General features: G+C 59.8%; 35 protein-coding genes. 2 read left to right on the forward strand and 33 right to left on the reverse strand.

What is annotated here, in order from left to right; all coding sequences use genetic code 11:
• Position 1: 1 nt before the first annotated feature.
• Both OKW29_RS33965 and OKW29_RS33970 read right to left on the reverse strand, forming a co-directional pair.
• On the reverse strand, positions 2–2,212 hold the full coding sequence (locus OKW29_RS33965) for a cytochrome c biogenesis protein ResB (protein WP_429294057.1): 2,211 nt from the start codon (positions 2,210–2,212) through the stop codon (positions 2–4).
• A 118-nt stretch (positions 2,213–2,330) separates the two neighbouring features.
• Positions 2,331–2,984 (reverse strand): c-type cytochrome, encoded by a 654-nt coding sequence (locus OKW29_RS33970; protein ID WP_184036008.1) that lies wholly within the window; start codon positions 2,982–2,984, stop codon positions 2,331–2,333.
• A gap of 220 nt (positions 2,985–3,204) precedes the next feature.
• Here OKW29_RS33970 and yihA point away from each other — a divergent pair, with 220 nt between their 5' ends.
• Together yihA and hemB are read left to right on the forward strand one after the other, a co-directional pair.
• Positions 3,205–3,867 carry a ribosome biogenesis GTP-binding protein YihA/YsxC gene (gene yihA, locus OKW29_RS33975; protein ID WP_184070682.1) on the forward strand — a complete coding sequence of 221 codons (663 nt, stop codon included), beginning with the start codon at positions 3,205–3,207 and terminating at the stop codon, positions 3,865–3,867.
• A gap of 278 nt (positions 3,868–4,145) precedes the next feature.
• A complete protein-coding gene (gene hemB / locus OKW29_RS33980; protein ID WP_184065475.1) occupies positions 4,146–5,144 on the forward strand; it encodes a porphobilinogen synthase in 999 nt (332 codons plus the stop codon).
• 122 nt (positions 5,145–5,266) lie between these two features.
• On the opposite strand, the gene dsbD is transcribed toward hemB, so the two are convergent.
• The 31 genes from dsbD to rpsJ form a co-directional block, all read right to left on the reverse strand.
• Positions 5,267–7,147, reverse strand: coding sequence for a protein-disulfide reductase DsbD (dsbD, locus tag OKW29_RS33985; RefSeq protein WP_429294058.1), 1,881 nt, complete (start codon positions 7,145–7,147; stop codon positions 5,267–5,269).
• Positions 7,140–7,472 (reverse strand): divalent-cation tolerance protein CutA, encoded by a 333-nt coding sequence (cutA, locus tag OKW29_RS33990; protein ID WP_090802155.1) that lies wholly within the window; start codon positions 7,470–7,472, stop codon positions 7,140–7,142. Before cutA ends, dsbD begins: the two co-directional genes overlap by 8 nt.
• A 189-nt stretch (positions 7,473–7,661) precedes the next feature.
• Complete coding sequence (gene rplQ / locus OKW29_RS33995) at positions 7,662–8,054, reverse strand: 50S ribosomal protein L17 (protein WP_018420158.1); 393 nt, start codon at positions 8,052–8,054, stop codon at positions 7,662–7,664.
• A gap of 191 nt (positions 8,055–8,245) precedes the next feature.
• Positions 8,246–9,223 (reverse strand): DNA-directed RNA polymerase subunit alpha, encoded by a 978-nt coding sequence (locus tag OKW29_RS34000; protein WP_007730697.1) that lies wholly within the window; start codon positions 9,221–9,223, stop codon positions 8,246–8,248.
• Positions 9,224–9,347: 124 nt separating this feature from the next.
• Positions 9,348–9,971: a 30S ribosomal protein S4 gene (gene rpsD, locus OKW29_RS34005; RefSeq protein WP_429294059.1), complete on the reverse strand. Its 624-nt coding sequence runs from the start codon at positions 9,969–9,971 to the stop codon at positions 9,348–9,350.
• A 147-nt stretch (positions 9,972–10,118) separates the two neighbouring features.
• Positions 10,119–10,523 carry a 30S ribosomal protein S11 gene (gene rpsK / locus OKW29_RS34010; protein WP_006052224.1) on the reverse strand — a complete coding sequence of 135 codons (405 nt, stop codon included), beginning with the start codon at positions 10,521–10,523 and terminating at the stop codon, positions 10,119–10,121.
• Between the two features lie 28 nt (positions 10,524–10,551).
• Complete coding sequence (rpsM, locus tag OKW29_RS34015) at positions 10,552–10,917, reverse strand: 30S ribosomal protein S13 (RefSeq protein ID WP_008923332.1); 366 nt, start codon at positions 10,915–10,917, stop codon at positions 10,552–10,554.
• A gap of 41 nt (positions 10,918–10,958) precedes the next feature.
• Positions 10,959–11,075, reverse strand: coding sequence for a 50S ribosomal protein L36 (gene rpmJ / locus OKW29_RS34020; protein WP_004199844.1), 117 nt, complete (start codon positions 11,073–11,075; stop codon positions 10,959–10,961).
• Between the two features lie 20 nt (positions 11,076–11,095).
• Positions 11,096–11,314, reverse strand: coding sequence for a translation initiation factor IF-1 (gene infA, locus OKW29_RS34025; protein WP_004521905.1), 219 nt, complete (start codon positions 11,312–11,314; stop codon positions 11,096–11,098).
• 8 nt (positions 11,315–11,322) lie between these two features.
• Positions 11,323–12,669 carry a preprotein translocase subunit SecY gene (secY, locus tag OKW29_RS34030; RefSeq protein ID WP_013090753.1) on the reverse strand — a complete coding sequence of 449 codons (1,347 nt, stop codon included), beginning with the start codon at positions 12,667–12,669 and terminating at the stop codon, positions 11,323–11,325.
• Positions 12,670–12,715: 46 nt separating this feature from the next.
• The gene (gene rplO, locus OKW29_RS34035; protein ID WP_018420156.1) at positions 12,716–13,150 is read right to left on the reverse strand and encodes a 50S ribosomal protein L15; all 435 of its coding nucleotides are present in this window, start codon (positions 13,148–13,150) and stop codon (positions 12,716–12,718) included.
• A gap of 29 nt (positions 13,151–13,179) precedes the next feature.
• On the reverse strand, positions 13,180–13,362 hold the full coding sequence (gene rpmD / locus OKW29_RS34040) for a 50S ribosomal protein L30 (RefSeq protein WP_008923335.1): 183 nt from the start codon (positions 13,360–13,362) through the stop codon (positions 13,180–13,182).
• 11 nt (positions 13,363–13,373) lie between these two features.
• Positions 13,374–13,892 carry a 30S ribosomal protein S5 gene (gene rpsE / locus OKW29_RS34045; RefSeq protein WP_075303262.1) on the reverse strand — a complete coding sequence of 173 codons (519 nt, stop codon included), beginning with the start codon at positions 13,890–13,892 and terminating at the stop codon, positions 13,374–13,376.
• A 14-nt stretch (positions 13,893–13,906) separates the two neighbouring features.
• Positions 13,907–14,272 carry a 50S ribosomal protein L18 gene (gene rplR, locus OKW29_RS34050; protein ID WP_008923336.1) on the reverse strand — a complete coding sequence of 122 codons (366 nt, stop codon included), beginning with the start codon at positions 14,270–14,272 and terminating at the stop codon, positions 13,907–13,909.
• 12 nt (positions 14,273–14,284) lie between these two features.
• Positions 14,285–14,815, reverse strand: coding sequence for a 50S ribosomal protein L6 (gene rplF / locus OKW29_RS34055; RefSeq protein WP_018420154.1), 531 nt, complete (start codon positions 14,813–14,815; stop codon positions 14,285–14,287).
• Positions 14,816–14,833: 18 nt separating this feature from the next.
• Entirely contained in the window at positions 14,834–15,229 is a 396-nt protein-coding gene (gene rpsH, locus OKW29_RS34060) for a 30S ribosomal protein S8 (protein WP_006052216.1), read from the reverse strand.
• 14 nt (positions 15,230–15,243) lie between these two features.
• Positions 15,244–15,549, reverse strand: a complete 306-nt coding sequence (gene rpsN / locus OKW29_RS34065; RefSeq protein ID WP_090802162.1) for a 30S ribosomal protein S14 — start codon at positions 15,547–15,549, stop codon at positions 15,244–15,246.
• 7 nt (positions 15,550–15,556) lie between these two features.
• Positions 15,557–16,096, reverse strand: a complete 540-nt coding sequence (gene rplE / locus OKW29_RS34070) for a 50S ribosomal protein L5 (protein WP_429294060.1) — start codon at positions 16,094–16,096, stop codon at positions 15,557–15,559.
• 16 nt (positions 16,097–16,112) lie between these two features.
• Entirely contained in the window at positions 16,113–16,421 is a 309-nt protein-coding gene (gene rplX, locus OKW29_RS34075; protein ID WP_184035555.1) for a 50S ribosomal protein L24, read from the reverse strand.
• Between the two features lie 9 nt (positions 16,422–16,430).
• Positions 16,431–16,799 carry a 50S ribosomal protein L14 gene (rplN, locus tag OKW29_RS34080; protein WP_006998478.1) on the reverse strand — a complete coding sequence of 123 codons (369 nt, stop codon included), beginning with the start codon at positions 16,797–16,799 and terminating at the stop codon, positions 16,431–16,433.
• Between the two features lie 290 nt (positions 16,800–17,089).
• Positions 17,090–17,362 carry a 30S ribosomal protein S17 gene (gene rpsQ, locus OKW29_RS34085; protein WP_007180129.1) on the reverse strand — a complete coding sequence of 91 codons (273 nt, stop codon included), beginning with the start codon at positions 17,360–17,362 and terminating at the stop codon, positions 17,090–17,092.
• Positions 17,359–17,553, reverse strand: a complete 195-nt coding sequence (gene rpmC / locus OKW29_RS34090) for a 50S ribosomal protein L29 (protein WP_007180130.1) — start codon at positions 17,551–17,553, stop codon at positions 17,359–17,361. The genes rpsQ and rpmC overlap by 4 nt, the downstream gene beginning before the upstream one ends.
• 10 nt (positions 17,554–17,563) lie before the next feature.
• Positions 17,564–17,980, reverse strand: coding sequence for a 50S ribosomal protein L16 (gene rplP / locus OKW29_RS34095; RefSeq protein ID WP_008923342.1), 417 nt, complete (start codon positions 17,978–17,980; stop codon positions 17,564–17,566).
• Positions 17,981–17,982: 2 nt separating this feature from the next.
• Entirely contained in the window at positions 17,983–18,789 is an 807-nt protein-coding gene (gene rpsC, locus OKW29_RS34100) for a 30S ribosomal protein S3 (RefSeq protein ID WP_012434570.1), read from the reverse strand.
• Positions 18,790–18,800: 11 nt separating this feature from the next.
• Positions 18,801–19,130, reverse strand: a complete 330-nt coding sequence (gene rplV, locus OKW29_RS34105) for a 50S ribosomal protein L22 (protein ID WP_004199272.1) — start codon at positions 19,128–19,130, stop codon at positions 18,801–18,803.
• Between the two features lie 12 nt (positions 19,131–19,142).
• Positions 19,143–19,418, reverse strand: coding sequence for a 30S ribosomal protein S19 (rpsS, locus tag OKW29_RS34110; RefSeq protein ID WP_006998484.1), 276 nt, complete (start codon positions 19,416–19,418; stop codon positions 19,143–19,145).
• A gap of 10 nt (positions 19,419–19,428) precedes the next feature.
• Entirely contained in the window at positions 19,429–20,256 is an 828-nt protein-coding gene (rplB, locus tag OKW29_RS34115) for a 50S ribosomal protein L2 (protein WP_429294061.1), read from the reverse strand.
• A 2-nt stretch (positions 20,257–20,258) separates the two neighbouring features.
• Positions 20,259–20,573, reverse strand: coding sequence for a 50S ribosomal protein L23 (gene rplW, locus OKW29_RS34120; protein ID WP_008923345.1), 315 nt, complete (start codon positions 20,571–20,573; stop codon positions 20,259–20,261).
• On the reverse strand, positions 20,570–21,190 hold the full coding sequence (gene rplD / locus OKW29_RS34125) for a 50S ribosomal protein L4 (RefSeq protein ID WP_007180136.1): 621 nt from the start codon (positions 21,188–21,190) through the stop codon (positions 20,570–20,572). Before rplD ends, rplW begins: the two co-directional genes overlap by 4 nt.
• Positions 21,190–21,849, reverse strand: coding sequence for a 50S ribosomal protein L3 (gene rplC, locus OKW29_RS34130; protein ID WP_429294062.1), 660 nt, complete (start codon positions 21,847–21,849; stop codon positions 21,190–21,192). The genes rplD and rplC overlap by 1 nt, the downstream gene beginning before the upstream one ends.
• A gap of 201 nt (positions 21,850–22,050) precedes the next feature.
• On the reverse strand, positions 22,051–22,362 hold the full coding sequence (gene rpsJ, locus OKW29_RS34135) for a 30S ribosomal protein S10 (protein WP_006998489.1): 312 nt from the start codon (positions 22,360–22,362) through the stop codon (positions 22,051–22,053).
• Positions 22,363–22,385 lie beyond the last annotated feature (23 nt).

Consider the following 22,385-nt stretch of genomic DNA (forward strand, 5'->3'; position numbering starts at 1 on the left):
CTTACCGGGTCGAATCCTGTGAGCTTGCCGACGCAGCGGCGGCCTGACCGGCCGGGCTGGCATCGGCTGCTTCGATGAGTTTCGCGCCCAATGCGGCGCTCACGGCGGCCCGCGTCTGGACGAACTCTTTCTCGAAGTCTAGCGTCTTACGCGCGCTCGACATCGCCATTACGACGCTCGTGCCGTGGTCCGTGTCCTTGAGCCAGAACCACAGACGCCGTTCGCGAACGTAGAACATCGAGAAGATGCCCAATACGAGAAGCAGGCTGCCAAGATACACGACTTTTTTGCCCGGCGCGCGCGTCAACTGAAATACCGAAGCTTGCACCTGCTTGAATGAGTCAAGCTGCAAATAGACCGGCGATCCATACAGAAAGCTGTCTGAAATCGCATTAAGCGAACTCTGGATGAAGCGGCTCGTGTCCGTATCGGCCGGCGCGGCGGGCTCGCCGAGCCGCTGGCGCGACAGTTGCCACAAGTCCCACGTCACGCCTTCGAGCATGCGAAGCAGCAGGCCCGCGGCCTTTTCCTGCTCGCCCTTCGGTACCGAGCGGTCGATAAACCCAGCGACCGCCTGGAAGCCGCCGAGCGTTGCGCCATTCGGCATCTTCATGCTGCTGTCGGCGCCCGCAAAAAGGGTCAGAACCCGCAAGGCGCTTTCCTCCAGATGTTGCTGCAACTCCGCATTTGAAACCGGCACCGAACGCTGCGCGAATTGATGAGCGGCGATGGCCCGTTGGTTCGGGTCTTCCAGCGTGGCGCGCAGATTCATCCATTCCTTGAGCGTGCCGCCGCTATCGGCGGGAATGCGCAGGTAGCGGAACGGGTCGTCGGGATTCAAGCGCATGCCGGCGAGGAACATTTTCTCGCCGTTCACGTCGACGGGCAGCATGTAGTTGTTGTATTCGCGCGCCTGGCCATCCTTGCCGCGAATCTTGTACTGCACCGACGGGCCGACGTTGTGCAGATCGAGCGGCTTCGACGTCTTCGCGCCGGAGCCGAGGCGCTCGTCGAACGCTTCCTTCAGCGAGTGCTGCGCGACAACCCCGCGCGCATCGTTCTGCCCGTTGCCGTTCGAGATGTTTTCGACGTTGATCGCGCGGAAGTCAGTGAATTCGACGCTCTGGCCATCGGCCAGCGGCGTGGCCGAGCTCAACGGCGCGCTGCCGCCGATCGTGCCGCCAAACGGCGCGGGCTTTGCACTCGGGCCGGACATCGGGAAGGCAGTCATCTGCATCTGCGAGCCGCCGTCCTGGAAGCTCGATTGATAAATCGACACGCCGTCGTATTCGAATGGCTTGTTGACCTCGACGCGCGCCGGCACGCGTGCGCCGGTCTTGTGATCAATCACGACGATGTCGCTCGCGAACAGCTTCGGCATGCCGGTCGAGTAGTAATCGACGATGAACTTGTTGAGCTCGATCGAAAACGGCAGGTCCTGGATCAGCGAACCATTGGGCTGATTCAGGATCGCGGTCGACACGTGCTGCCCTTCGGGTACCCACGCGTAGCCGCGGAACGTCGGGTTCGATTGCGACAGCCGATGCTCGGGCGAAATCTCGTTGATCACCGTGTTCGAGTTGATCGGCGACTTGTCGAACAGCCACATTTGCAGCTTGATCGGCAGATTGCTGTCGAGCAGGCCGCCCAAGCAGATCACGACGATCGCGAGGTGCGCGAAGATGTAGCCGAACTTCGTCAGCGCGCCGCGCTTCGCGGCGATCAACGTCGCGCCGTCCGACTCGCGCGTGACGAACTTGTAGCCGAGCTTCGCCGACAACCTTGCGAGCACCGCTGCCGACTGCGCGCGCGTGCCGTGCACCGCGAACTCACCCTTGTGATGGAACGCGCGCAGGCTGCCTTCTCGAACCTTGTCCTTCCAGCTCTTCGCGTCGGCGACCATCTTCGGCGCATTTCGGATCACGCAGAGCGACACAGACACCATCAGGAAGCCGAGAATCAGCATGAACCACCACGAGCTGTACACCGTGTAGAGGCTCAGCGCGCGGAAGATGTCCGCCCAGAACGGACCGAACTGGTTGACGTAGTTGGGATACGGATCGTCCTGCGTGAGGACGGTACCGATGATGCTCGCGATCGACAGAATGACCAGCAGCGCAATGGCGAAACGCATCGAGCTCAGGAGCTCGATGGCGCTGCGCATGACGCGATTGCCCGACTTCGACTGCAGACCCGACGTGGTGACGCTCATTCAAACTCCGACTGAACAGCAAAAAAGGGTGAAGGGCTGTCGTAGCGACGACACCCTCACCCTTTTCTTGTTTTTCACCGGCCTCGCCGGGCCGGTTGGATTTGCGCGGACGAAGCGCTTAATGCAGGCCCGCGATGTAGTCGGCAACCGCTTTGATTTCGTTGTCCGACAGACGCGATGCTATCGCATGCATCGCGTCGTTGTTATTACGAGCGCCCGGACCTTGCGTGAACGCGGTCAATTGCGTCACCGAGTACTCGGCCCACTGCCCCGACAGGCGTGGATACTGGATCGGAATACCCTGCCCCGTGGGCCCGTGACAGGCCGCGCAGGCCGGCACCCCGCGGTCGGCAATTCCACCGCGATAGATCTGCTGCCCCACCGCGACGGTCTTCTTGTTGTGCGCATAGCCTGGCTTGGGCGTCTGCGTCGAGAAGTAAGCCGCGACGTTGATCATGTCCTGATCGGAAAGCGCGGCGGCCATGCCCGCCATGATCGCATTGTTGCGCGCGGCCTGTTTGGCGCCCGGCTGCGCCTTGAAATCTCTGAGCTGCTTGACGAGGTACTCAGGATGCTGGCCCGCCAGTTTCGGGTATGCGCCGCCGGCACTGTTGCCGTCTGCGCCGTGACATGACGCGCATACCTGTACCGCGATTGCCTGCCCCCGATTGATGTCCGGCTTTGCCGGATCTGCTGCTCGTGCCTGAATTGCCAAACCTGAAAGACCTGCCGTTACATGAAGCACCATCAGAGTCTTGCACAGTCGATTCATTCGCACACCCTGTCTCGTCTTGTGGGATTTTAGATGTTCTGCAAAGTACGACGACGGCGACCGAGTGACCGCCAGGAGCCGCCAAGGCACGTGGGGCGGCCTCCTAAGGTTTTCAGTAAACCATCGTATTGTACAATAACTCGCTAATCGCTTAGACGCCAGTCGGGCTTGACCCCGTTCCCGCTGCGGGCTCCGCAGCTTCTCCAATCTGGCTTCCACCATGCCCTTCCTGCTCCACGAATCCCGCTTCTATACCACCGTCAATCATCTGCGCGACCTGCCGGCCACCGCGCAGCCCGAGATCGCTTTCGCGGGACGCTCGAACGCGGGCAAATCGACCGCGATCAACGTGCTCTGCAATCAGAAGCGACTTGCATTCGCAAGTAAGACGCCTGGCCGCACGCAGCACATCAATTATTTTTCGGTTGGCAAGGCGGATGAGCCGACCGCCTATCTGGTCGACCTGCCGGGCTACGGTTATGCGGAAGTGCCGGCTGCGGCGAAGGCGCACTGGGAAGCGCTGCTGTCCACGTATCTGCAATCGCGCTCGCAACTGCGCGGCATGATCCTCATGATGGATTCGCGCCGCCCTCTGACGGATCTCGATCGGCGCATGATCGAGTGGTTCGCGCCGACCGGCAAGCCGATCCACACGCTGCTCACCAAATGCGACAAATTGACGCGCCAGGAAAGCACGAACGCGTTGCGCACCGCGCAGAAGGGACTGGCCGAATATCGGGCTGCGGGCTATCGCGGCGAACTCACCGCGCAACTGTTTTCGGCGCTCAAGCGAACGGGGCTCGATGAAGCGCATGAGCTGATCGAGAGCTGGCTGATCCCGGAGGCAGCGGGCGAAACAGGCGAAACGCCGGCCGCGGGCTGAACGCATATCAATGCAGGAATTCCGCGGCACGCGTGATATGCCTGTAAAACCCGCGTCAGAGCGCGTTTGCGGCCGCGCATAAAAAAACCCGCCGCTTGAACGGCGGGTCAAACAGCCTAATCGAAAAACGACAGGCACCCGCTCAGGGAGGAGAAGCGGGGAGGTCAGCGCTAGGCGCCTTGCTCGATCGGTATCATATACCATTGTCTCGAAAAGTTTCCGGGAGCGGAGCCAGGTGCTATTTGTCCACTCCACCTATCCACGATCTTCGATTCGATATGAGCTTCTACCCGCACTACCGTCCGCGCCGCATGCGCCGTGACGACTTCTCGCGTCGCATGATGCGCGAAAACATCCTCACGACCAACGATCTGATTTACCCCGTGTTCATCGTCGAGGGAACCAACGTGCGGCAAGCCGTGCCGTCGATGCCGGGCGTCGAGCGTGTGTCGGTCGATCTGCTGATGGGCGTCGCCGGGCAGTGCGTCGAACTGGGCGTGCCGGTGTTGTCTCTGTTTCCCGCGATCGAGCCCTCGCTGAAAACACCCGAAGGCCGTGAAGCGGCCAACCCGGCGGGCCTGATCCCGCGCGCGGTGCGTGAGTTGAAGAAGAATTTTCCGGAGCTCGGCGTGCTCACCGACGTGGCGCTCGATCCGTATACGAGCCATGGTCAGGACGGCGTGCTCGACGAAGCCGGCTACGTGATCAACGACGAAACCGTCGAGATCCTCGTCGAGCAGGCTCGTGCGCAGGCGGAAGCCGGCGTCGACATCGTCGCGCCGTCGGACATGATGGACGGACGCATTGGTGCGATCCGCGAAATGCTCGAGAGCGAGGACCACATCCACACGCGCATCATGGCGTACGCGGCGAAGTACGCTTCGGCGTTCTACGGCCCGTTCCGCGATGCCGTCGGTTCCGCGACGAACCTCGGCAAGAGCAACAAGATGACCTACCAGATGGACCCGGCAAATTCGAACGAGGCGCTGCGCGAAGTGCAGGCCGACATCAACGAAGGCGCGGACATGGTGATGGTCAAGCCGGGCATGCCGTATCTGGACATCGTGCGTCGCGTGAAGGACGAGTTCCAGTTCCCCACCTACGTGTACCAGGTAAGCGGCGAATACGCCATGCTGAAGGCCGCCGCGCAGAATGGCTGGCTCGATCACGACAAGGTGATGATGGAATCGCTGCTCGCGTTCAAGCGTGCAGGCGCGGACGGCGTGCTGACGTATTTCGCGCTGGATGCCGCGAAGATCCTGCGTTCGCAGAAGTAAGCCAGGCGCAGTTTAGCGCGCGGCCGTCGAGAAAAAAACGGAGGCGAACCTTAGGGTTTCGCCTCCGTTTTTTGTGCGGCCGTTTGCGAAGCGGCGGTCTTGCAACGCCCCGCGGCCTTCGATTACACCCCCGATGCACTCGCCCGATCCAGTGTGCGCAGGAATTTATCCGCCGATTCGTAGCCGACCACCCGCAACACTTCCTTGCCACCCTGATCGAAAAAAATAATCCCCGGCGGCCCGAACAGATTGAAGCGCTTGAGCAGCGCCTGGTCGTCGGTATTGTTCGCAGTGACGTCGGCGCGCAGCAGATTCATCTGCTTCAGCTTCGCCTGAACGCGCGGGTCTCTGAAGGTGAATTTCTCCATCTCCTTGCAGCTCACACACCAGTCCGCGTAAAAATCGAGCAAGGCTGGCTGCGCCGCCGTTTTGACGGCCTGGTCGAGCTGATCCGATGAACGTACCGGCGCGAACGTCAATTCGCTTTGCGGCGCCGGCGCGGCCGCGCTGGAGCCATCCTTCGCGATGCTCGCCTGATTGCCGACGCGAGCCGCGAGCACCGCCAGCGGTCGCAGCGGATCCAACGATCCCGCCGCGAGGCCAACTAGAAGCGCGGCTGCCCAAACCGCCATCACGACGCCGACCGCCCGCCCAAGCCGGTGCCATATCGAGGCGCCTGCAACCGACTTGGAAAACAGGCCGAGCGCAACCGCGGCGATCAGCAGCCAGAGGGCGCTCAACAGCATCGACGCCGCCCCGCCGAGCACCGGCCAAACGATCCACAGCGCCGCGGCCAGCAGAACGACGCCAAAGAACACTTTTACGCTGTCCATCCACTTGCCCGCGCGCGGCAGCAGTGTACCCGCGCCGAGGCCAATGATCAGCAGCGGCAGCCCGAGCCCGATGCCCATCGAGAACAGTGCCGCGCCACCGAGCACGGCGTTGCCGGTATGCGCGATGAACGCGAGCACCGCAAAAAGCGGCGCGGTCATGCAGGCGCCGACCACCAGCGCCGACAGCGCGCCCATCACGGCGACCGCGGTAAATTTGCCACCCGAGCGTCCCGCTGACGCGCTCGACATGCGATCGCGCCAGCGCGGCGGCAGTTCGAGATCCACACCGGCGATCAGCAGCAGCGCGAAAATCGTCAGAAGCCCGCCGAACGCGCCGAGCACCCACGGGTTCTGCAGCCATGCGCCGAGACTCTGCCCGACGAGTGCCGCCACGACACCCAGCACCGTGTACACGAGCGCCATCCCGACTACATACGCGAACGACAGCGCGAAGCCACGCCTGCGCGTGACGCGCGCTCCCTCACCGATGATGATTGCCGACAGAATCGGAATCATCGGATACGAGCACGGCAGCAAGCTCAGAATGGCGCCGGCAACGAAATAAAGCCCGACGATCGCAAAAAAACCGCCACGCTGCAGCAGCGACTGCGCGTAATCGGCGCTGGTGGCGCGTTCGTACCAAGGTTCGTCGTCAGTGGCGGCGGATTGTTGCTCGGTTGGGGTCGCCGCCCCGCTGCCAGCCAGCTGCAGCGCCTCGCTGCTCACGTGGTACACGCGCTCCATCGGGGGGTAGCAGATGCCCGCGTCGGCACAGCCCTGCGACGTCACCGCAAGATCGAACGGTCCGGCAGCCTGCTTGACCGGAATACGAATCGTCAGCTCGTTGCGATACGTCTCGACATTCTTGTTGAATGTCTGATCGAACTTCACATGACCGCCTGGCAGTTCAGGGTCGCCAAGCGTCGCCGTGCCGTTGCGTGTCGCGAACGCGAAGCGCTCGCGGTACATGTAGTAGCCGTCCGCAATCTTGTAGGTGACGACGACTTGGCCGGGGGCCTCGGTCGCGCTGAACCGGAACGCGACGGACGGGTCGAGGAAGTCGTCCGCGGCGCGCGCGAGCGTGGCGACTTGCGCGAGGAACATGCAGCCGAGCAGAAAGAATGCGGTGCGCAGCGCAGCGCGCGCGCGCCGGTCGAGACCGTTAAACATGAACAGGGCGTTGGGTTTCAGCAGTGATCCACTGGCCGTAGGCGGCGGAGGCCGTCGCTTGCCATGAGAGGATTTCCGGCGTGCCGTAGGGATGGTGAGCCTGAATGTATTGCTCCAGTTCGAGCGCGCGAGCGGCGCTGGTCTTGAACAGCAGCTGGATTTCCTGCGCGGTTTCGATCGCGCCCTGCCAGTGATAGCTCGACTGCACGCTGCCTAGCTGGGTGACGCACGCGCAAAGGCGAGCGGCGAGCGCGTCGGCTGCGAGCTTTTGAGCGCCGGCCGCATCCGGCACCGTTGTCAGCACCAAGGTCACATTCACACTCACACCAAGCTCCGGCGGCGCAGGATTTCGATCCCTATATCGTATCACCTGGCCCTGTCGCCCTGCAGGGCGCCACGCGGTGCGGCCGCGACATTTGGTCACTGCGAAGCAGCTTTCGCTATCAATGAAAAATCCGCCGCAGAAAACAAAAAAGCCAGGCGATGCGCCTGGCTTTTTGTCGAAGCAGAAAGCTTACTCAGCTTCTTGCACTTCCGTTTCTTCAACTTCCGGACGGTCGAGCAGTTCGACCAGTGCCATCGGCGCATTGTCACCAATGCGGAAGCCGAACTTCAGCACGCGCAGGTAGCCGCCCGGACGGTTTGCGTAGCGCGGGCCGAGCACGTCGAACAGCTTCGTGACCGAGTCACGATCGCGCAGGCGGTTGAACGCCAGACGACGGTTTGCGAGCGACGGCTTCTTGCCGAGCGTGATCAGCGGCTCGACGACTTTACGAAGTTCCTTGGCCTTCGGCAGCGTGGTCTTGATGACTTCGTGCTCGATCAGCGAGTTGGACATGTTACGGAGCATTGCCAAACGGTGGCTGCTCGTGCGGTTCAGTTTCCGCAGACCATGACGGTGACGCATGTTAATTCCTTCAGTTCAAAGTTTTGGTCCAGCTCTTCTATCGCACTCGTTCTGCAGCATCGACTACAAACAGTGAGCGCACGGGCCGGTAGTGACTAAAGACAAGACGCGGATTTTAAAGGAAAATCCGCGCCTTTGCCAGTACAGTACAGCGGTGCAATTCGCGGGTCACACCCGACCGAGTTGTCCGCTTACTTGTCGAGACCAGCCGGCGGCCAGTTTTCGAGCTTCATGCCGAGCGTCAGCCCACGCGATGCCAGAACTTCCTTGATCTCGTTCAGCGACTTGCGACCCAGATTCGGAGTCTTGAGCAGTTCGTTCTCGGTACGCTGGATCAGGTCGCCGATGTAGTAGATGTTCTCGGCCTTCAGGCAGTTCGCGGAACGAACCGTCAATTCGAGATCGTCGACCGGACGCAGCAGGATCGGATCGATCTGCGGTGCGCGCGACGGCGCTTCCGCCGCTGCTTCGGTACCTTCCAGCGCCGCGAACACCGACAACTGATCGACCAGAATGCGCGCCGATTGTCGGATCGCTTCTTCCGGCGAAATCACACCGTTGGTCTCGATGTTCATCACGAGCTTGTCGAGGTCGGTGCGCTGCTCGACGCGAGCGCTTTCGACCGCGTAGCTCACGCGACGAACCGGCGAAAACGAGGCGTCCAGCACGATCCGGCCGATGATCTTGGCCGACTCTTCACCGTAACGACGCACATTGCCCGGCACATAGCCGCGGCCCTTTTCGACCTTGATCTGCACGTCGAGCTTGCCGCCCTTCGACAGATGCGCAATCACGTGATCGGGATTGATGACTTCGCAATCGTGTGCGAGTTCGATATCGCCGGCCGTGACCACGCCTTCGCCTTCCTTCCGCAGCGTAACCGTCACTTCGTCACGATTATGCAGTTTGAAGACGACGCCCTTCAGGTTCAACAACAGGTTGACCACATCCTCTTGCACACCGTCGAGCGTCGAATACTCGTGCACGACGCCTGCAATCGTCACCTCGGTCGGGGCATAGCCCACCATCGACGACAACAGCACGCGCCGAAGCGCGTTACCCAAGGTGTGGCCATAACCGCGCTCAAACGGCTCCATGACCACTTTCGCGTGGCTTTCGCCAAGCGATTCAACTGCAATAATCTTGGGCTTCAACAAACTGGTTTGCATAGGTTTTCCTTTTCAATACCCTCGGCTCGTTACACCGATAAGGCTGACCGGTAACAACCTGAAAATAAACAGCCGAGACGCCCCCTTGCGCAACGCAATCAGGGCGCCCCGGCCGTCAATCCGATTACCGCGAATACAATTCGACGATCAGGCTTTCGTTGATGTCGCCAGCGATGTCGCTGCGTTCCGGCTTCTGCTTGAAGGTACCTTCGAACTTCTTCGCGTCGACCGCGACCCAGCTCGGCATGCCGCCTTGCTCAGCGAGCGACAGCGCCTCAATGATGCGAGCCTGCTTGCGCTTCTGTTCGCGCACGGCGACGACGTCCCCAGCCTTCACTTGCATCGACGGGATGTTCGTCACGACGCCGTTCACCGCGATTGCCTTGTGGCCAACGAGCTGACGTGCTTCAGCGCGCGTCGAGCCAAAGCCCATGCGATACACGACGTTGTCCAGACGCGATTCGAGCAGTTGCAGCAGGTTCTCACCCGTGTTGCCCTTCAGGCGGTCTGCTTCAGCGAAGTAGCGACGGAACTGGCGCTCGAGGACACCGTAGATACGCTTTACTTTTTGCTTCTCGCGCAGCTGAGTGCCATAGTCGGACGTACGTGCGCCCGAGGTACGGCCGTGCTGGCCAGGCTTGCTGTCAAGCTTGCACTTGTCAGCGAGCGAACGGCGCGCGCTCTTCAGGAAGAGGTCAGTGCCTTCACGGCGGGACAGCTTGGCCTTGGGGCCGATATAACGTGCCACGTTGATTCCTTCTGTGATTTATCACGCGAATGCTTCCACTCGCGCTAGTCCGAACCCTTTGAGTCGAACGGTGGGCTTAGTCAATTCAATAACGCGCGCAGCCCGCCACCGCGCAAGGCGGCAACAGGCGCTCGAAAAACCAGCGTCTTAGATACGACGACGCTTCGGCGGACGGCAGCCGTTGTGCGGGACCGGCGTCACGTCGGAGATCGCGGTGATCTTGATGCCAAGACCATGCAGCGCGCGCACCGCCGATTCCCGGCCAGGACCGGGGCCCTTGATCCGCACTTCGAGGTTCTTCACGCCGTATTCCATCGCCACGCGGCCAGCTGACTCAGCTGCGACCTGAGCTGCAAACGGAGTCGACTTACGCGAACCCTTGAAGCCCTGACCGCCCGACGTTGCCCAGGCAAGCGCGTTGCCTTGACGGTCGGTGATCGTGATGATGGTGTTGTTGAACGACGCGTGAACGTGAACCACGCCCTCGGCGACGTTCTTCTTGACCTTCTTGCGAACGCGTTGCGCCGCGGAGTTGTTCGAAGCCTTAGCCATTACGTTTTCCTGTAACTGTCAGTTCCGCTTACTTCTTCAGCGATTGCGCTGCACGACGCGGACCCTTGCGCGTACGGGCATTCGTACGCGTACGCTGGCCGCGCAGGGGCAGACCCTTACGATGCCGCACGCCACGATAGCAGCCGAGATCCATCAGGCGCTTGATGTTCATCGTCGTTTCACGGCGCAGATCGCCTTCAACGATGAACTTGCCGACTTCTTCACGCAGCTTTTCGAGGTCTGCGTCAGTCAGGTCTTTGACCTTCTTCGAAAATGCCACACCAGCAGCGACGCAAATGTCGCGCGAGCGCGTGCGACCGATACCGTAAATAGCCGTCAGGCCGATTTCAGTATGCTGGTGATTCGGGATGTTAACCCCTGCGATACGAGCCATTGTTTTTCCTCAAACAAAAAGCGCAAGCAAAAGCGCGGCGTTCAGCCTTGACGCTGTTTGTGGCGCGGATCAGAACTGCAAATCACGCGCACAACGCCTTTGCGCTTGATGATCTTGCAATTGCGGCAAATGCGCTTAACCGATGCCATCACTTTCATGATATTACCCTTTTTTCAAATCACTTCGCCCGGAACACGATCCGCGCACGCGACAGATCGTAAGGCGTCAATTCAACCGTCACCTTGTCGCCCGGCAAGATCCGGATGTAGTGCATCCGCATTTTGCCGGATATGTGTCCCAACACGACATGGCCGTTTTCCAGCTTCACCCTGAAGGTAGCGTTAGGCAGGTTTTCGATTACTTCGCCCTGCATCTGGATAACATCGTCTTTGGCCATAAGTCCTTTCAACGCATCGGGACGCCGCCGCCTTTGAAATTAGCTTTCTTCAGCAGCGATTCATACTGTTGCGACATAACGTACGACTGCACCTGCGCCATGAAATCCATTGTGACGACGACAATGATCAGCAGCGACGTTCCACCAAAATAAAACGGCACGTTCCAGCGCAGCACCAGAAATTCAGGCAGCAGGCAAACGAACACGATGTAGATCGCACCGGCAAGCGTCAAACGCGTGAGGATGCGGTCGATATATCGCGCCGTCTGATCGCCCGGGCGGATACCTGGGACGAAAGCGCCGCTCTTTTTCAGGTTGTCGGCCGTTTCCCTGCTGTTAAACACCAGTGCAGTGTAGAAGAAGCAGAAGAAGACGATCGCCAACGCGTACAGCAACACGTACACCGGTTGACCGGGCTTCAGGGCTTCGGCAACGTTGTGCAACGTGTCTGCGAACCAGCTGGTACGCGAACCCGAACTGAACCAGTTCAGGATAGTTGCCGGAAAGAGAATGATCGACGATGCGAAGATCGGCGGAATCACGCCCGACATATTCAGCTTCAGCGGCAAATGCGAAGACTGGCCGCCGTAAATCTTGTTGCCCACCTGCCGCTTCGCATAATTCACAAGTATCTTGCGCTGGCCGCGTTCGATGAACACCACCAGATAGGTCACAGCAGCGATCAGCGCGACGACGATAATCGCCGAGATGATGCTCATCGAGCCGGTTCGCACCAGTTCAAAGAGACCACCGATTGCGTTCGGGAAACCCGCCGCAATACCGCCGAATATGATGATCGAGATACCGTTGCCAAGCCCGCGCTCCGTGATCTGCTCACCCAGCCACATCAGGAACATCGTGCCGGTCACCAGCGTCACGACCGTCGTCAAGCGGAAAACCATCCCCGGATCGATCACGAGGCCCGGCTGATTTTCCAGAGCGACGGCAATACCGAACGCCTGGAACGTCGCCAGCACAACCGTGAAGATCCGCGTGTACTGCGTAATCTTTCGCTGACCTGCCTGCCCTTCCTTTTTCAGCGCTTCGAGCTGCGGCGAAACAATCGCCAGCAACTGCATGATGATCGACGCCGAAATGTACGGCATGATCCCCAGCGCGAAAATCGTGAACCGCGAAAGTGCGCCACCCGAGAACATGTTAAACATGCCAAGGATGCCGCCCGACTGGCTTTGGAACAGTTTCGCCAGTTGGTCCGGGTCGATACCCGGCACCGGAATATGCGCGCCGATACGGTAGACGACTAGCGCCAGCAGCAGGAACACTGCTCGCCGGCGCAGATCGCCAAACTTCGCCGCGCTGCGACCGGGTTTTGCGAGACTCGGGCTGTTAGCCAAGTACCTTCTCCGATGCAAGTGCTAGTGACGGCAATTAACTTGCGCGTTACTCGGCAAAAGAGCCACCGGCTGCCTCGATAGCAGCACGTGCGCTCTTCGTCGCACCCAGACCCTTCACAACGACCTTGCGCTTGAGCTCGCCCGTTGCAATGATCTTGGCGCTACGGATCAGCTCGCCGACGAGGCCGGCTTGCTTGAGAGCCAGCAGATCGATTTCGTCGACCGGCAGCTTCTCCAGATCCGAGAGACGTACTTCACCGACGAATTCCTTCGTCAGCGAGGTGAAGCCACGCTTCGGCAGGCGACGTTGCAGCGGCATTTGACCGCCTTCAAAGCCAACCTTGTGAAAGCCGCCCGAACGCGACTTCTGACCCTTGTGACCACGGCCAGCGGTCTTGCCGAGGCCGGAGCCGATGCCGCGACCAACGCGGCGCTTTGCGTGCTTCGCGCCTTCGGCCGGCTTCAGGTTATTCAATTCCATTATCAACTCCTTGAGTCCTGGTCAGCCGCTTAGCTGATGACCTTAACGAGGTACGAAACCTTGTTGATCATGCCGCGCACAGCCGGCGTATCCTGCAACTCGCTAACCGAGTTGAGTCGGCGCAGGCCCAGGCCACGCACCGTTGCACGGTGCGATTCACGGGTGCCGATCAGGCTCTTGACGAGCTGGACCTTGACAGTTTTATCAGACATGGTGTCCACCTTTAGCCCAGAATTTCTTCGACGGACTTGCCACGCTTCGCAGCGATGTCGGCCGGCGTGGACTGCTTGCGCAGACCATCGAGCGTCGCACGAACGAGGTTGTACGGGTTCGTCGAGCCGTGGCTCTTGGCCACAACGTTCTGCACGCCCATCACGTCGAACACGGCGCGCATCGGGCCGCCCGCGATCACGCCGGTACCGTCCTTCGCCGGAGCGAGGAGGACCGTCGATGCGCCGTGCTTACCGTGCACTTCGTGTTGCAAGGTACCGTTCTTCAACGGCACCTTGAACATGTTGCGGCGAGCCTGTTCCATCGCCTTCTGGACAGCGACCGGCACTTCCTTCGCCTTGCCCTTGCCCATACCGACGCGGCCATCACCGTCGCCAACCACGGTCAGTGCAGCGAAGCCGAGAATACGGCCACCCTTCACGACCTTGGTCACGCGGTTAACCGCGATCATTTTTTCACGAAGGCCGTCGTCGCGTTCGTCAGCCTGAACTTTAGCTTGCATCTTTGCCATGACGAATTCTTCCCTTAGAACTTGAGTCCGGCTTCGCGCGCCGCGTCAGCCAGCGCTTTCACGCGGCCGTGGTAACGGAAACCCGAACGGTCGAAGGCGACGGATTCGATGCCGGCAGCCTTAGCCTTTTCTGCAATGCGCTTGCCGATCAGGGTGGCAGCAGCAACGTTGCCGCCCTTTCCCGATTGATCGGCCAGTTGCGCACGCACTTCGGCTTCGAGCGTCGACGCGCTAGCGAGCACCTTGGTGCCGCACGGCGAGAACACTTGCGCATAGATGTGCGTGTTCGTGCGATGCACGGCGAGACGCGCGACCTGCAGCTCAGCGATCTTGATACGCGTCTGACGAGCGCGGCGCAGGCGAGATTGAGTCTTATCCATGATTGCGCACCCTTACTTCTTCTTCGTTTCTTTGAGGATCACAACCTCATCGGCGTAACGCACGCCCTTGCCCTTGTAGGGCTCCGGCGGACGGTAGCCGCGCACTTCTGCAGCGACTTGACCGACTTGTTGCTTGTTGATCCCCTTGATCACGATTTCGGTTTGCGACGGGGTTTCTGCCTTGACGCCAGCCGGCATCTGGTGCACCACCGGGTGCGAGAAACCCAGCGACAGGTTCAGCTTGTCGCCTTGCGCTTGTGCGCGGTAACCGACGCCAACCAGCGTCAGCTTGCGCTCGAAACCCTTCGTCACGCCGTGCACCATGTTCGCAACCAGCGCGCGCATCGTGCCCGACATCGCATTCGCCTCGCGGCTTTCATCGACCGGCTCGAACTTCAGCGTGCCGCTGTCGTTCACTACCTTCACGAGGCTGTTGGCAGCCTGCGAAATCGTACCCAGCGGACCCTTGACAGTAATGCTGTCGGCGCTCAGGGCCACTTCCGCGCCTTGCAGCGCGATTGGGCTCTTACCTACTCGAGACATGTTTCTCTCCTTTCGGCCTTAAGCGACATAGCAGATGACTTCGCCGCCAACGCCCGTTGCACGTGCCTTGCGGTCCGTCATCACGCCCTTCGGCGTCGACACGATTGCCACGCCCAGGCCATTCATGACCACGGGGATGTCGTTACGGCCGCGGTACACACGCAGACCAGGCTTCGAGACGCGTTCAATGCGCTCGATGACCGGACGGCCAGCGTAATACTTCAACACGATGTTCAATTCCGACTTCGCACCTTCGGACTTCACTGCGAAATCGTCGATATAACCCTCGTCCTTCAGGACCTGCGCAATCGCAACCTTGACTTTCGACGAGGGCATAGTCACCGAAACCTTCTCGACCATCTGCGCATTGCGGATGCGAGTCAGCATATCGGCGATAGGATCACTCATGCTCATTTATGTTTCTCCTATTACCAGCTCGCCTTGGTCAGGCCAGGGATCTCGCCGCGGAACGCGATTTCGCGAATCTTGTTACGCGCCAGCCCGAATTTACGGAACGTGCCACGCGGACGACCGGTAATTGCGCAACGGTTGCGCTTACGGGTCGGGTTAGAGTTTCGCGGCAGTTGCTGCAGTTCCAGGCGTGCTGCGTAATGCTCTTCTTCCGACTTGCTCGTATCGCCAATGATTGCCTTCAATGCTGCACGCTTGGGAGCGTACTTGGCGGCGAGGCGAGCACGCTTCTTTTCACGTTCGATCAGTGCCAGTTTAGCCACGGTAACCTCAGTTTCTGAACGGGAACTTGAAGCTGGCGAGCAGAGCCTTTGCTTCGTCGTCAGTCTTCGCAGTCGTCGTGATGCTGATGTTCAGCCCACGCAGTGCGTCGATCTTGTCGTAGTCGATTTCGGGGAAAATGATCTGCTCTTTCACACCGACGTTGTAGTTGCCGCGACCATCGAACGCCTTGCCCGACACGCCACGGAAGTCGCGCACACGGGGGAGCGCAACCGTCACGAAACGGTCCAGGAATTCGTACATTGCCTGGCCACGCAGCGTGACCATTGCACCGATCGGATAGCCCTGACGGATCTTGAAGCCAGCGATTGCCTTGCGTGCCTTCGTGATCACCGGCTTCTGGCCCGCGATCTTCGTCAGATCGCCAACGGCGTTTTCGATGATCTTCTTGTCAGCGATCGCTTCGCCAAGGCCCATGTTCAGGGTGATCTTGGTGATGCGCGGCACTTCCATCACGGACTTGTAACCGAACTTCTCGATGAGGCCGGGTACAACCTTCTCTTTGTAAAACTCTTGCAAACGAGCCATTTTTTACTCCGCAGCGTCAGGCGCTCAGTACGGCACCGGTCGTCTTCAGGAAACGGACCTTCTTGCCCCCTTCGACCTTGATGCCTACACGCGATGGCTTGCCATTCGCGTCCACCAATGCGACGTTCGAAATTTGCAACGGCATCGTCTTGGCTTCCACGCCGCCCGTCGTACCCTTCATCGGGTTCGGCTTGACGTGCTTCTTGACGAGGTTGATGCCCTCGACAGTCACGGTCTCGCCGTGAACGGCCAGCACCACGCCACGCTTGCCCTTATCTTTGCCGGTGATGACGATAACTTCGTCACTCTTGCGAATCTTGTTCATCGCGACTCCTTACAGCACTTCAGGCGCCAGCGAAACGATCTTCATGAATCGTTCGCTACGCAACTCGCGCGTGACAGGCCCAAAAATACGGGTACCGATCGGTTCGAGCTTGGTGTTGAGCAACACAGCCGCGTTGCCGTCGAACTTGATCAGCGAGCCGTCCTGACGACGCACGCCCTTGGCGGTGCGAACCACCACGGCGTTGTAGATTTCGCCTTTCTTCACGCGCCCGCGCGGCGTTGCCTCTTTGACAGTCACCTTGATGATGTCGCCAATGCTGGCATAACGACGCTTCGAGCCGCCGAGCACCTTGATGCACATGACTTCACGTGCACCCGTGTTGTCGGCCACTTCAAGCCGAGTTTCGGTCTGGATCATGGTTTATCTTTCCCAACTTAATCCGGTCACACCACCATGGCGCTTCCCGGTCAGTCTTGGTCCCGTCAGCCGATCGGCTGCTTGGGTTAGAACAGCAGCGACGGCAAACGAAACCCGCCATCGCAATCCGGTGAATCCTTCGGTCTAGGCTGGCGCCCGAACCGCTTCCCCCACCAACTTCGCCCGCGACGGGGCTCCCACAAAGAGGGAAGACCGAGATTATATCAAATAATCTCGGTCTTGCAAGCGAAACTTACTGCGATTTCAACTACTTCTACAGCTTTGCGACATTAGATGACGCGAGCAGCCTCGACCAGGCGAGCCACAACCCAAGCCTTCGTCTTCGAAATCGGACGAGTTTCCTGGATTTCAACGAGGTCGCCCTCGTTGTACGTGTTCGCGTCGTCATGCGCGTGGTACTTCTTCGACCGCACGACGTACTTGCCGTAGATCGGGTGCTTCACGCGGTGCTCGACCAGCACGGTAACCGTCTTGTCCATCTTGTTGCTGACGACCTTGCCGACCAGCGTCCGCTTGAGCGAGGTTTTTACGCTATCGTTCATTTCTGGTTCGCCTTCTCAGTCAGGACGGTCCGCACACGCGCGATGTCGCGACGGACCTTCTTCAACTGGCTCGTGTTCGTGAGCTGCTGAGTCGCGAGTTGCATGCGCAGGCCGAATTGCGCCTTCAACAGGTCCGACAGCTCCTTGTTGAGCGCGGCCTGATCTTTCTGGTGAAGTTCGGAAGCCTTCATGATTTGCTCCTTAGGCGCCGAGCTGACGCACGATAAACGTCGTCTTCAGCGGCAGCTTCGCTGCAGCCAGACGGAACGCTTCGCGCGCCAGTTCTTCGGTTACGCCGTCCATTTCGTACAGCATCTTGCCCGGTTGAATCTCAGCGACGTAGTACTCCGGGTTACCCTTACCGTTACCCATACGCACTTCCGCCGGCTTGGTCGAGATCGGCTTGTCCGGGAAGATCCGGATCCAGATGCGGCCACCGCGCTTGATGTGACGCGTCATTGCACGACGCGCCGCTTCAATCTGGCGCGCGGTCAGACGGCCACGACCGACAGCCTTCAGGCCGAACTCACCGAACGACACCGCGTTGCCGCGGGTAGCAACGCCGGTGTTACGACCTTTCTGCTCTTTGCGATACTTTCTGCGTTTCGGTTGCAGCATCGTTATTCTCCAGTCTTCCCGTCGCCGCCGGCACCGCCAGCACGTCGGGGAGCGCCACGGCGTGCACCTGCCGGGCCACCACCTTCACCATCACGACGCGGACGGCGATCGCCACCCGGACGTGCGTTGCGGCGCGGACGCTTTTCTTCGGCGACTTCTTCGACCACCGGTGCGTCGTTGCGGCCGAGCGTGTCGCCCTTGTAGACCCACACCTTCACGCCGATGATGCCGTACGTCGTCTTTGCTTCCGACGTTGCGTAGTCGATATCCGCACGCAGCGTATGAAGCGGCACGCGACCTTCGCGATACCATTCCGTACGGGCGATTTCGATACCGTTCAGACGGCCAGCGCTCATGATCTTGATGCCTTGAGCACCCAGACGCATTGCGTTCTGCATCGCACGCTTCATCGCGCGGCGGAACATGATCCGGCGCTCGAGTTGTTGCGTGATCGAATCAGCGATCAGTTGCGCGTCCGTTTCCGGCTTGCGGATTTCTTCGATGTTGACGTGAACCGGAACGCCCATGCGCTTTTGCAGCTCGGACTTCAGCAGTTCGATGTCTTCACCCTTCTTGCCGATCACGACACCCGGACGCGAGCTGAAAATCGTGATACGCGCGTTCTTTGCAGGACGCTCGATCACAACGCGGCCGACGGACGCGTTCTTCAGCTTCTTCTTCAGGTATTCCCGAACACCGATGTCTTCCTGCAACATCGCCGCGAAATTGTTGTTGTTCGCGTACCAACGCGAAGCCCAATTGCGGCTGACGGCCAAACGGAAGCCAGTCGGATGAATTTTCTGTCCCATCGTATGGCCCCTTAATTCCCGACCGTCACAGTGATGTGACAGGATTGCTTCTCGATGCGGTTACCGCGGCCTTTAGCGCGCGCGGTGAAACGCTTCAGCGATGCTGCCTTGTCGACGTAGATGCTCTTGATCTTCAGCTCGTCGATATCGGCGCCTTCGTTGTGCTCCGCATTCGCGATCGCCGACAGCACGACCTTTTTCACGATCCCCGCAGCCTTCTTCGGCGAGAACGTCAGAACGTTCAGCGCCTTGTCGACCGGCAAACCGCGGATCTGGTCAGCCACAAGGCGCGTTTTCTGCGCCGAGATGCGGGCACCGCGATGAATTGCTTTCACTTCCATCTTGATTGCCCCTTATTTCTTGGCCTTCTTGTCGGCCGCGTGTCCCTTGAACGTACGGGTCAGTGCGAACTCGCCAAGCTTGTGGCCGACCATGTTTTCCGTGACATACACCGGAACGTGTTGACGGCCGTTGTGAACGGCGATCGTCAGGCCGATGAAGTCCGGCAGGATCGTCGAGCGACGCGACCAGGTCTTGATCGGTTTCTTGTCACGCGATGCTGCAGCCGCCTCAACCTTCTTCAGCAAATGGGCGTCGCAGAACGGACCTTTCTTAATAGAACGTGCCATTGCCTACTCCTTAACGCTTGTGACGGCGCTGGACGATCATGCTCGTCGTGCGCTTGTTGCTGCGGGTGCGATAGCCCTTCGTCGGCGTGCCCCACGGGCTCACCGGATCGCGGCCTGCCGCAGTCTTGCCCTCGCCACCACCGTGCGGGTGGTCGACCGGGTTCATTGCAACGCCACGCACCGTCGGGCGGATACCACGCCAGCGGTTCGCACCAGCCTTACCGATTTGACGGAGGCTATGCTCTTCGTTGCCTACTTCACCGATCGTTGCGCGGCATTCAACGTGAACGCGGCGGATTTCGCCCGAACGCAGACGAATCTGCGCGTAGATGCCTTCGCGAGCCAGCAGCATCGCCGACGTACCCGCCGAACGCGCCATTTGCGCGCCCTTGCCCGGCAGCATTTCGATGCAGTGAATCGTCGTACCGACCGGGATGTTGCGGATCGGCAGCGTGTTACCTGCGCGGATCGGCGCCTCCGAACCCGACATCAGCTGTTGACCGACGGTAATACCCTTCGGAGCGATGATGTAGCGGCGCTCGCCGTCTGCGTACAGAACCAGCGCGATGTTCGCGCTACGGTTCGGGTCGTACTCGAGACGCTCGACCTTTGCGGGAATACCATCCTTCGTGCGACGGAAGTCGACGACACGATAGTGATGCTTGTGACCACCACCCTTGTGACGCGTGGTGATGTGACCGTTGTTGTTACGGCCGGCGGTCGACGACTGCGTGTCGAGCAGCGCTGCGAACGGCTTGCCCTTGTGCAGTTCCTTGTTGACCACCTTGACCATCGCGCGGCGACCCGGCGAAGTCGGCTTAACTTTCACGATTGCCATGATTACTTGGCCTCCGCTTCAAAGTTGATTTCCTGGCCGGGCTTCAGGCAGACGTACGCCTTCTTCACGTCCTTGCGCTTGCCCATGAAGCGACCAAAGCGCTTGGCTTTGCCCTTCGCGACCAGCACGTTGACGGAATCGACTTCCACCTTGAACAGCAGCTCGACTGCAGCTTTCACTTCCTGCTTCGTGGCATCCGGCGCGACTTCGAACACAACCTGTTCGTTCTTGTCGGCCACCAGCGTCGCCTTTTCGGAGACCACCGGCGCGAGCAGGACCTGCATCAAACGATGATCGTTCTTGCGAATCTCGCTCATGACAGCAACTCCTCGATCTGGGCGACCGCAGCCTTCGTGATCAGGATCTTCTTGAAGTAGATCAGCGACAGCGGGTCGGCGTAACGCGGCTCCACAACCGCCACGTGGGCGAGGTTGCGCGACGCGAGGTACAGGTTTTCGTCAACCGTGTCGGTAATCACCAGCACGGAATCGAGACCCATCGCCTTGAATTTTTCGGCCAGCAGCTTCGTCTTCGGCGCTTCGAGCGTCAACTCGTCGACCACCGAGATGCGGCCTTCGCGGGCCAACTGCGAGAAGATCGAGCAGAGACCTGCACGATGCATCTTCTTGTTGACCTTGTGCGAAAAGTTTTCTTCCGGCGAATTCGGGAAAATACGGCCACCGCCGCGCCACAGCGGGCTCGACGACATACCGGCACGGGCGCGGCCCGTACCCTTCTGGCGCCACGGCTTCTTGGTCGTGTGTTTGACCTGCTCACGATCCTTCTGCGCGCGGTTGCCGCTACGGGCATTCGCCTGGTACGCAACCACCACCTGGTGAATCAGGGCTTCGTTGTAGTCGCGGCCGAACACGACGTCCGACGCGCTAACGCCTGCACCTTCCTGACCATTGGCATTCAGGAGCTTAAGTTCCATTATTTCGCTCCTTTCACGGCACGCGTCTTCACGGCCGGCGTAACGAATACCTTGCCACCCTTCGCACCCGGAACGGCGCCCTTGACCAGCAGCAGCTTGCGGTCAGCATCGATACGAGCGATTTCGAGGTTTTGCACCGTTACCTTCTCATCACCCATGTGACCGGTCATGCGCTTACCCGGGAAAACACGACCCGGATCCTGCGCCATACCGATCGAGCCCGGCACATTGTGCGAGCGCGAGTTACCGTGGGATGCACGGCCAGACGAGAAGTTATAACGCTTGATGGTACCGGCGTAGCCTTTACCGATCGACACGCCTTGCACGTCGACCTTCTGGCCCACTTCGAACAGCTCGGGACCAACCACGGCGCCGCTCGACAGTTCGGCAGCCTTAGCGGCATCGACCTGGAATTCTTTGAGGATTTCACCGGCTTGAACACCGGCTTTGGCGAGATGACCTGCCAACGGCTTCGTCACGCGGGATGCACGGCGCGTACCGAAGGCAACCTGCACGGCCGTGTAGCCGTCGGTTTCAACAGTCTTGATCTGCGTCACGCGGTTGTCGGACACGTCCAGCACGGTGACGGGAATTGAATCCCCTTCAGCCGTGAAGATACGGGTCATGCCAACCTTGCGACCTACGAGTCCAAGGCTCATCGTTTTCTCCATTCCCGACTGCGATTGGTCGGGGCTAATTTACAAAATGCCGGCACCGCTTCGGGCATGAAACCATGCTGCAGGACGCCGACTTTTTTACGCAAATGCGCGAAAAGCTCAATAGTATAGCGAGCCTTTTCGTTTTCCGCAAGCAATCAATGACTTAGCGTTGCCCGGGTGGCCGGGCAAGGGCTGGAAGCCTTACTGCAGCTTGATTTCAACGTCCACGCCAGCCGGGAGATCCAGCTTCATGAGCGCGTCGACGGTCTTGTCCGTCGGGTCAACGATGTCCATCAGACGCTGGTGGGTGCGGATTTCGAGCTGGTCACGCGACGTCTTGTTGACGTGCGGCGAACGCAGGATGTCGAAGCGTTGAATGCGGGTCGGCAGGGGTACGGGACCACGAACAATCGCGCCAGTCCGCTTTGCCGTATCGACGATTTCAGCTGCCGATTGGTCGATCAGGCGATAGTCGAAAGCCTTCAGGCGAATGCGGATTTTCTGGTTCTGCATGACAAATTCCTTGAAAAGAGCGA

It is taken from the genome of Paraburkholderia sp. CI3, assembly GCF_050436505.1.
GTDB lineage: Bacteria > Pseudomonadota > Gammaproteobacteria > Burkholderiales > Burkholderiaceae > Paraburkholderia > Paraburkholderia tuberum.

Excerpts from the sequence above, each read along its gene's own strand:
- rpsE (WP_075303262.1), bottom strand. The coding sequence starts at position 13,892 with ATGGCAAAGATGCAAGCTAAAGTTCAGGCTGACGAACGCGACGACGGC.
- OKW29_RS34000 (WP_007730697.1), bottom strand. The coding sequence starts at position 9,223 with ATGCAAACCAGTTTGTTGAAGCCCAAGATTATTGCAGTTGAATCGCTT.
- rpmJ (WP_004199844.1), bottom strand. The coding sequence starts at position 11,075 with ATGAAAGTGATGGCATCGGTTAAGCGCATTTGCCGCAATTGCAAGATC.
- rpsM (WP_008923332.1), bottom strand. The coding sequence starts at position 10,917 with ATGGCTCGTATCGCAGGGGTTAACATCCCGAATCACCAGCATACTGAA.
- rpsJ (WP_006998489.1), bottom strand. The coding sequence starts at position 22,362 with ATGCAGAACCAGAAAATCCGCATTCGCCTGAAGGCTTTCGACTATCGC.
- rplD (WP_007180136.1), bottom strand. The coding sequence starts at position 21,190 with ATGGAACTTAAGCTCCTGAATGCCAATGGTCAGGAAGGTGCAGGCGTT.
- rpsK (WP_006052224.1), bottom strand. The coding sequence starts at position 10,523 with ATGGCTAAGGCTTCGAACAACTCCGCGGCGCAACGCGTTCGCAAGAAG.
- rplE (WP_429294060.1), bottom strand. The coding sequence starts at position 16,096 with ATGGCTCGTTTGCAAGAGTTTTACAAAGAGAAGGTTGTACCCGGCCTC.
- rplW (WP_008923345.1), bottom strand. The coding sequence starts at position 20,573 with ATGAGCGAGATTCGCAAGAACGATCATCGTTTGATGCAGGTCCTGCTC.
- rplV (WP_004199272.1), bottom strand. The coding sequence starts at position 19,130 with ATGGAAGTGAAAGCAATTCATCGCGGTGCCCGCATCTCGGCGCAGAAA.
- rplC (WP_429294062.1), bottom strand. The coding sequence starts at position 21,849 with ATGAGCCTTGGACTCGTAGGTCGCAAGGTTGGCATGACCCGTATCTTC.
- rpsQ (WP_007180129.1), bottom strand. The coding sequence starts at position 17,362 with ATGAACGATAGCGTAAAAACCTCGCTCAAGCGGACGCTGGTCGGCAAG.
- rpsS (WP_006998484.1), bottom strand. The coding sequence starts at position 19,418 with ATGGCACGTTCTATTAAGAAAGGTCCGTTCTGCGACGCCCATTTGCTG.
- rpmC (WP_007180130.1), bottom strand. The coding sequence starts at position 17,553 with ATGAAGGCTTCCGAACTTCACCAGAAAGATCAGGCCGCGCTCAACAAG.
- OKW29_RS33970 (WP_184036008.1), bottom strand. The coding sequence starts at position 2,984 with ATGAATCGACTGTGCAAGACTCTGATGGTGCTTCATGTAACGGCAGGT.
- OKW29_RS33965 (WP_429294057.1), bottom strand. The coding sequence starts at position 2,212 with ATGAGCGTCACCACGTCGGGTCTGCAGTCGAAGTCGGGCAATCGCGTC.
- rplR (WP_008923336.1), bottom strand. The coding sequence starts at position 14,272 with ATGGATAAGACTCAATCTCGCCTGCGCCGCGCTCGTCAGACGCGTATC.
- rplO (WP_018420156.1), bottom strand. The coding sequence starts at position 13,150 with ATGGAATTGAATAACCTGAAGCCGGCCGAAGGCGCGAAGCACGCAAAG.
- rplP (WP_008923342.1), bottom strand. The coding sequence starts at position 17,980 with ATGCTGCAACCGAAACGCAGAAAGTATCGCAAAGAGCAGAAAGGTCGT.
- dsbD (WP_429294058.1), bottom strand. The coding sequence starts at position 7,147 with ATGTTTAACGGTCTCGACCGGCGCGCGCGCGCTGCGCTGCGCACCGCA.
- rpmD (WP_008923335.1), bottom strand. The coding sequence starts at position 13,362 with ATGTCTGATAAAACTGTCAAGGTCCAGCTCGTCAAGAGCCTGATCGGC.
- rplX (WP_184035555.1), bottom strand. The coding sequence starts at position 16,421 with ATGAACAAGATTCGCAAGAGTGACGAAGTTATCGTCATCACCGGCAAA.
- hemB (WP_184065475.1), top strand. The coding sequence starts at position 4,146 with ATGAGCTTCTACCCGCACTACCGTCCGCGCCGCATGCGCCGTGACGAC.
- rpsH (WP_006052216.1), bottom strand. The coding sequence starts at position 15,229 with ATGAGCATGAGTGATCCTATCGCCGATATGCTGACTCGCATCCGCAAT.
- rplN (WP_006998478.1), bottom strand. The coding sequence starts at position 16,799 with ATGATCCAGACCGAAACTCGGCTTGAAGTGGCCGACAACACGGGTGCA.
- rplQ (WP_018420158.1), bottom strand. The coding sequence starts at position 8,054 with ATGCGTCACCGTCATGGTCTGCGGAAACTGAACCGCACGAGCAGCCAC.
- infA (WP_004521905.1), bottom strand. The coding sequence starts at position 11,314 with ATGGCCAAAGACGATGTTATCCAGATGCAGGGCGAAGTAATCGAAAAC.
- rpsC (WP_012434570.1), bottom strand. The coding sequence starts at position 18,789 with ATGGGACAGAAAATTCATCCGACTGGCTTCCGTTTGGCCGTCAGCCGC.
- yihA (WP_184070682.1), top strand. The coding sequence starts at position 3,205 with ATGCCCTTCCTGCTCCACGAATCCCGCTTCTATACCACCGTCAATCAT.
- rplF (WP_018420154.1), bottom strand. The coding sequence starts at position 14,815 with ATGTCTCGAGTAGGTAAGAGCCCAATCGCGCTGCAAGGCGCGGAAGTG.
- rplB (WP_429294061.1), bottom strand. The coding sequence starts at position 20,256 with ATGGCAATCGTGAAAGTTAAGCCGACTTCGCCGGGTCGCCGCGCGATG.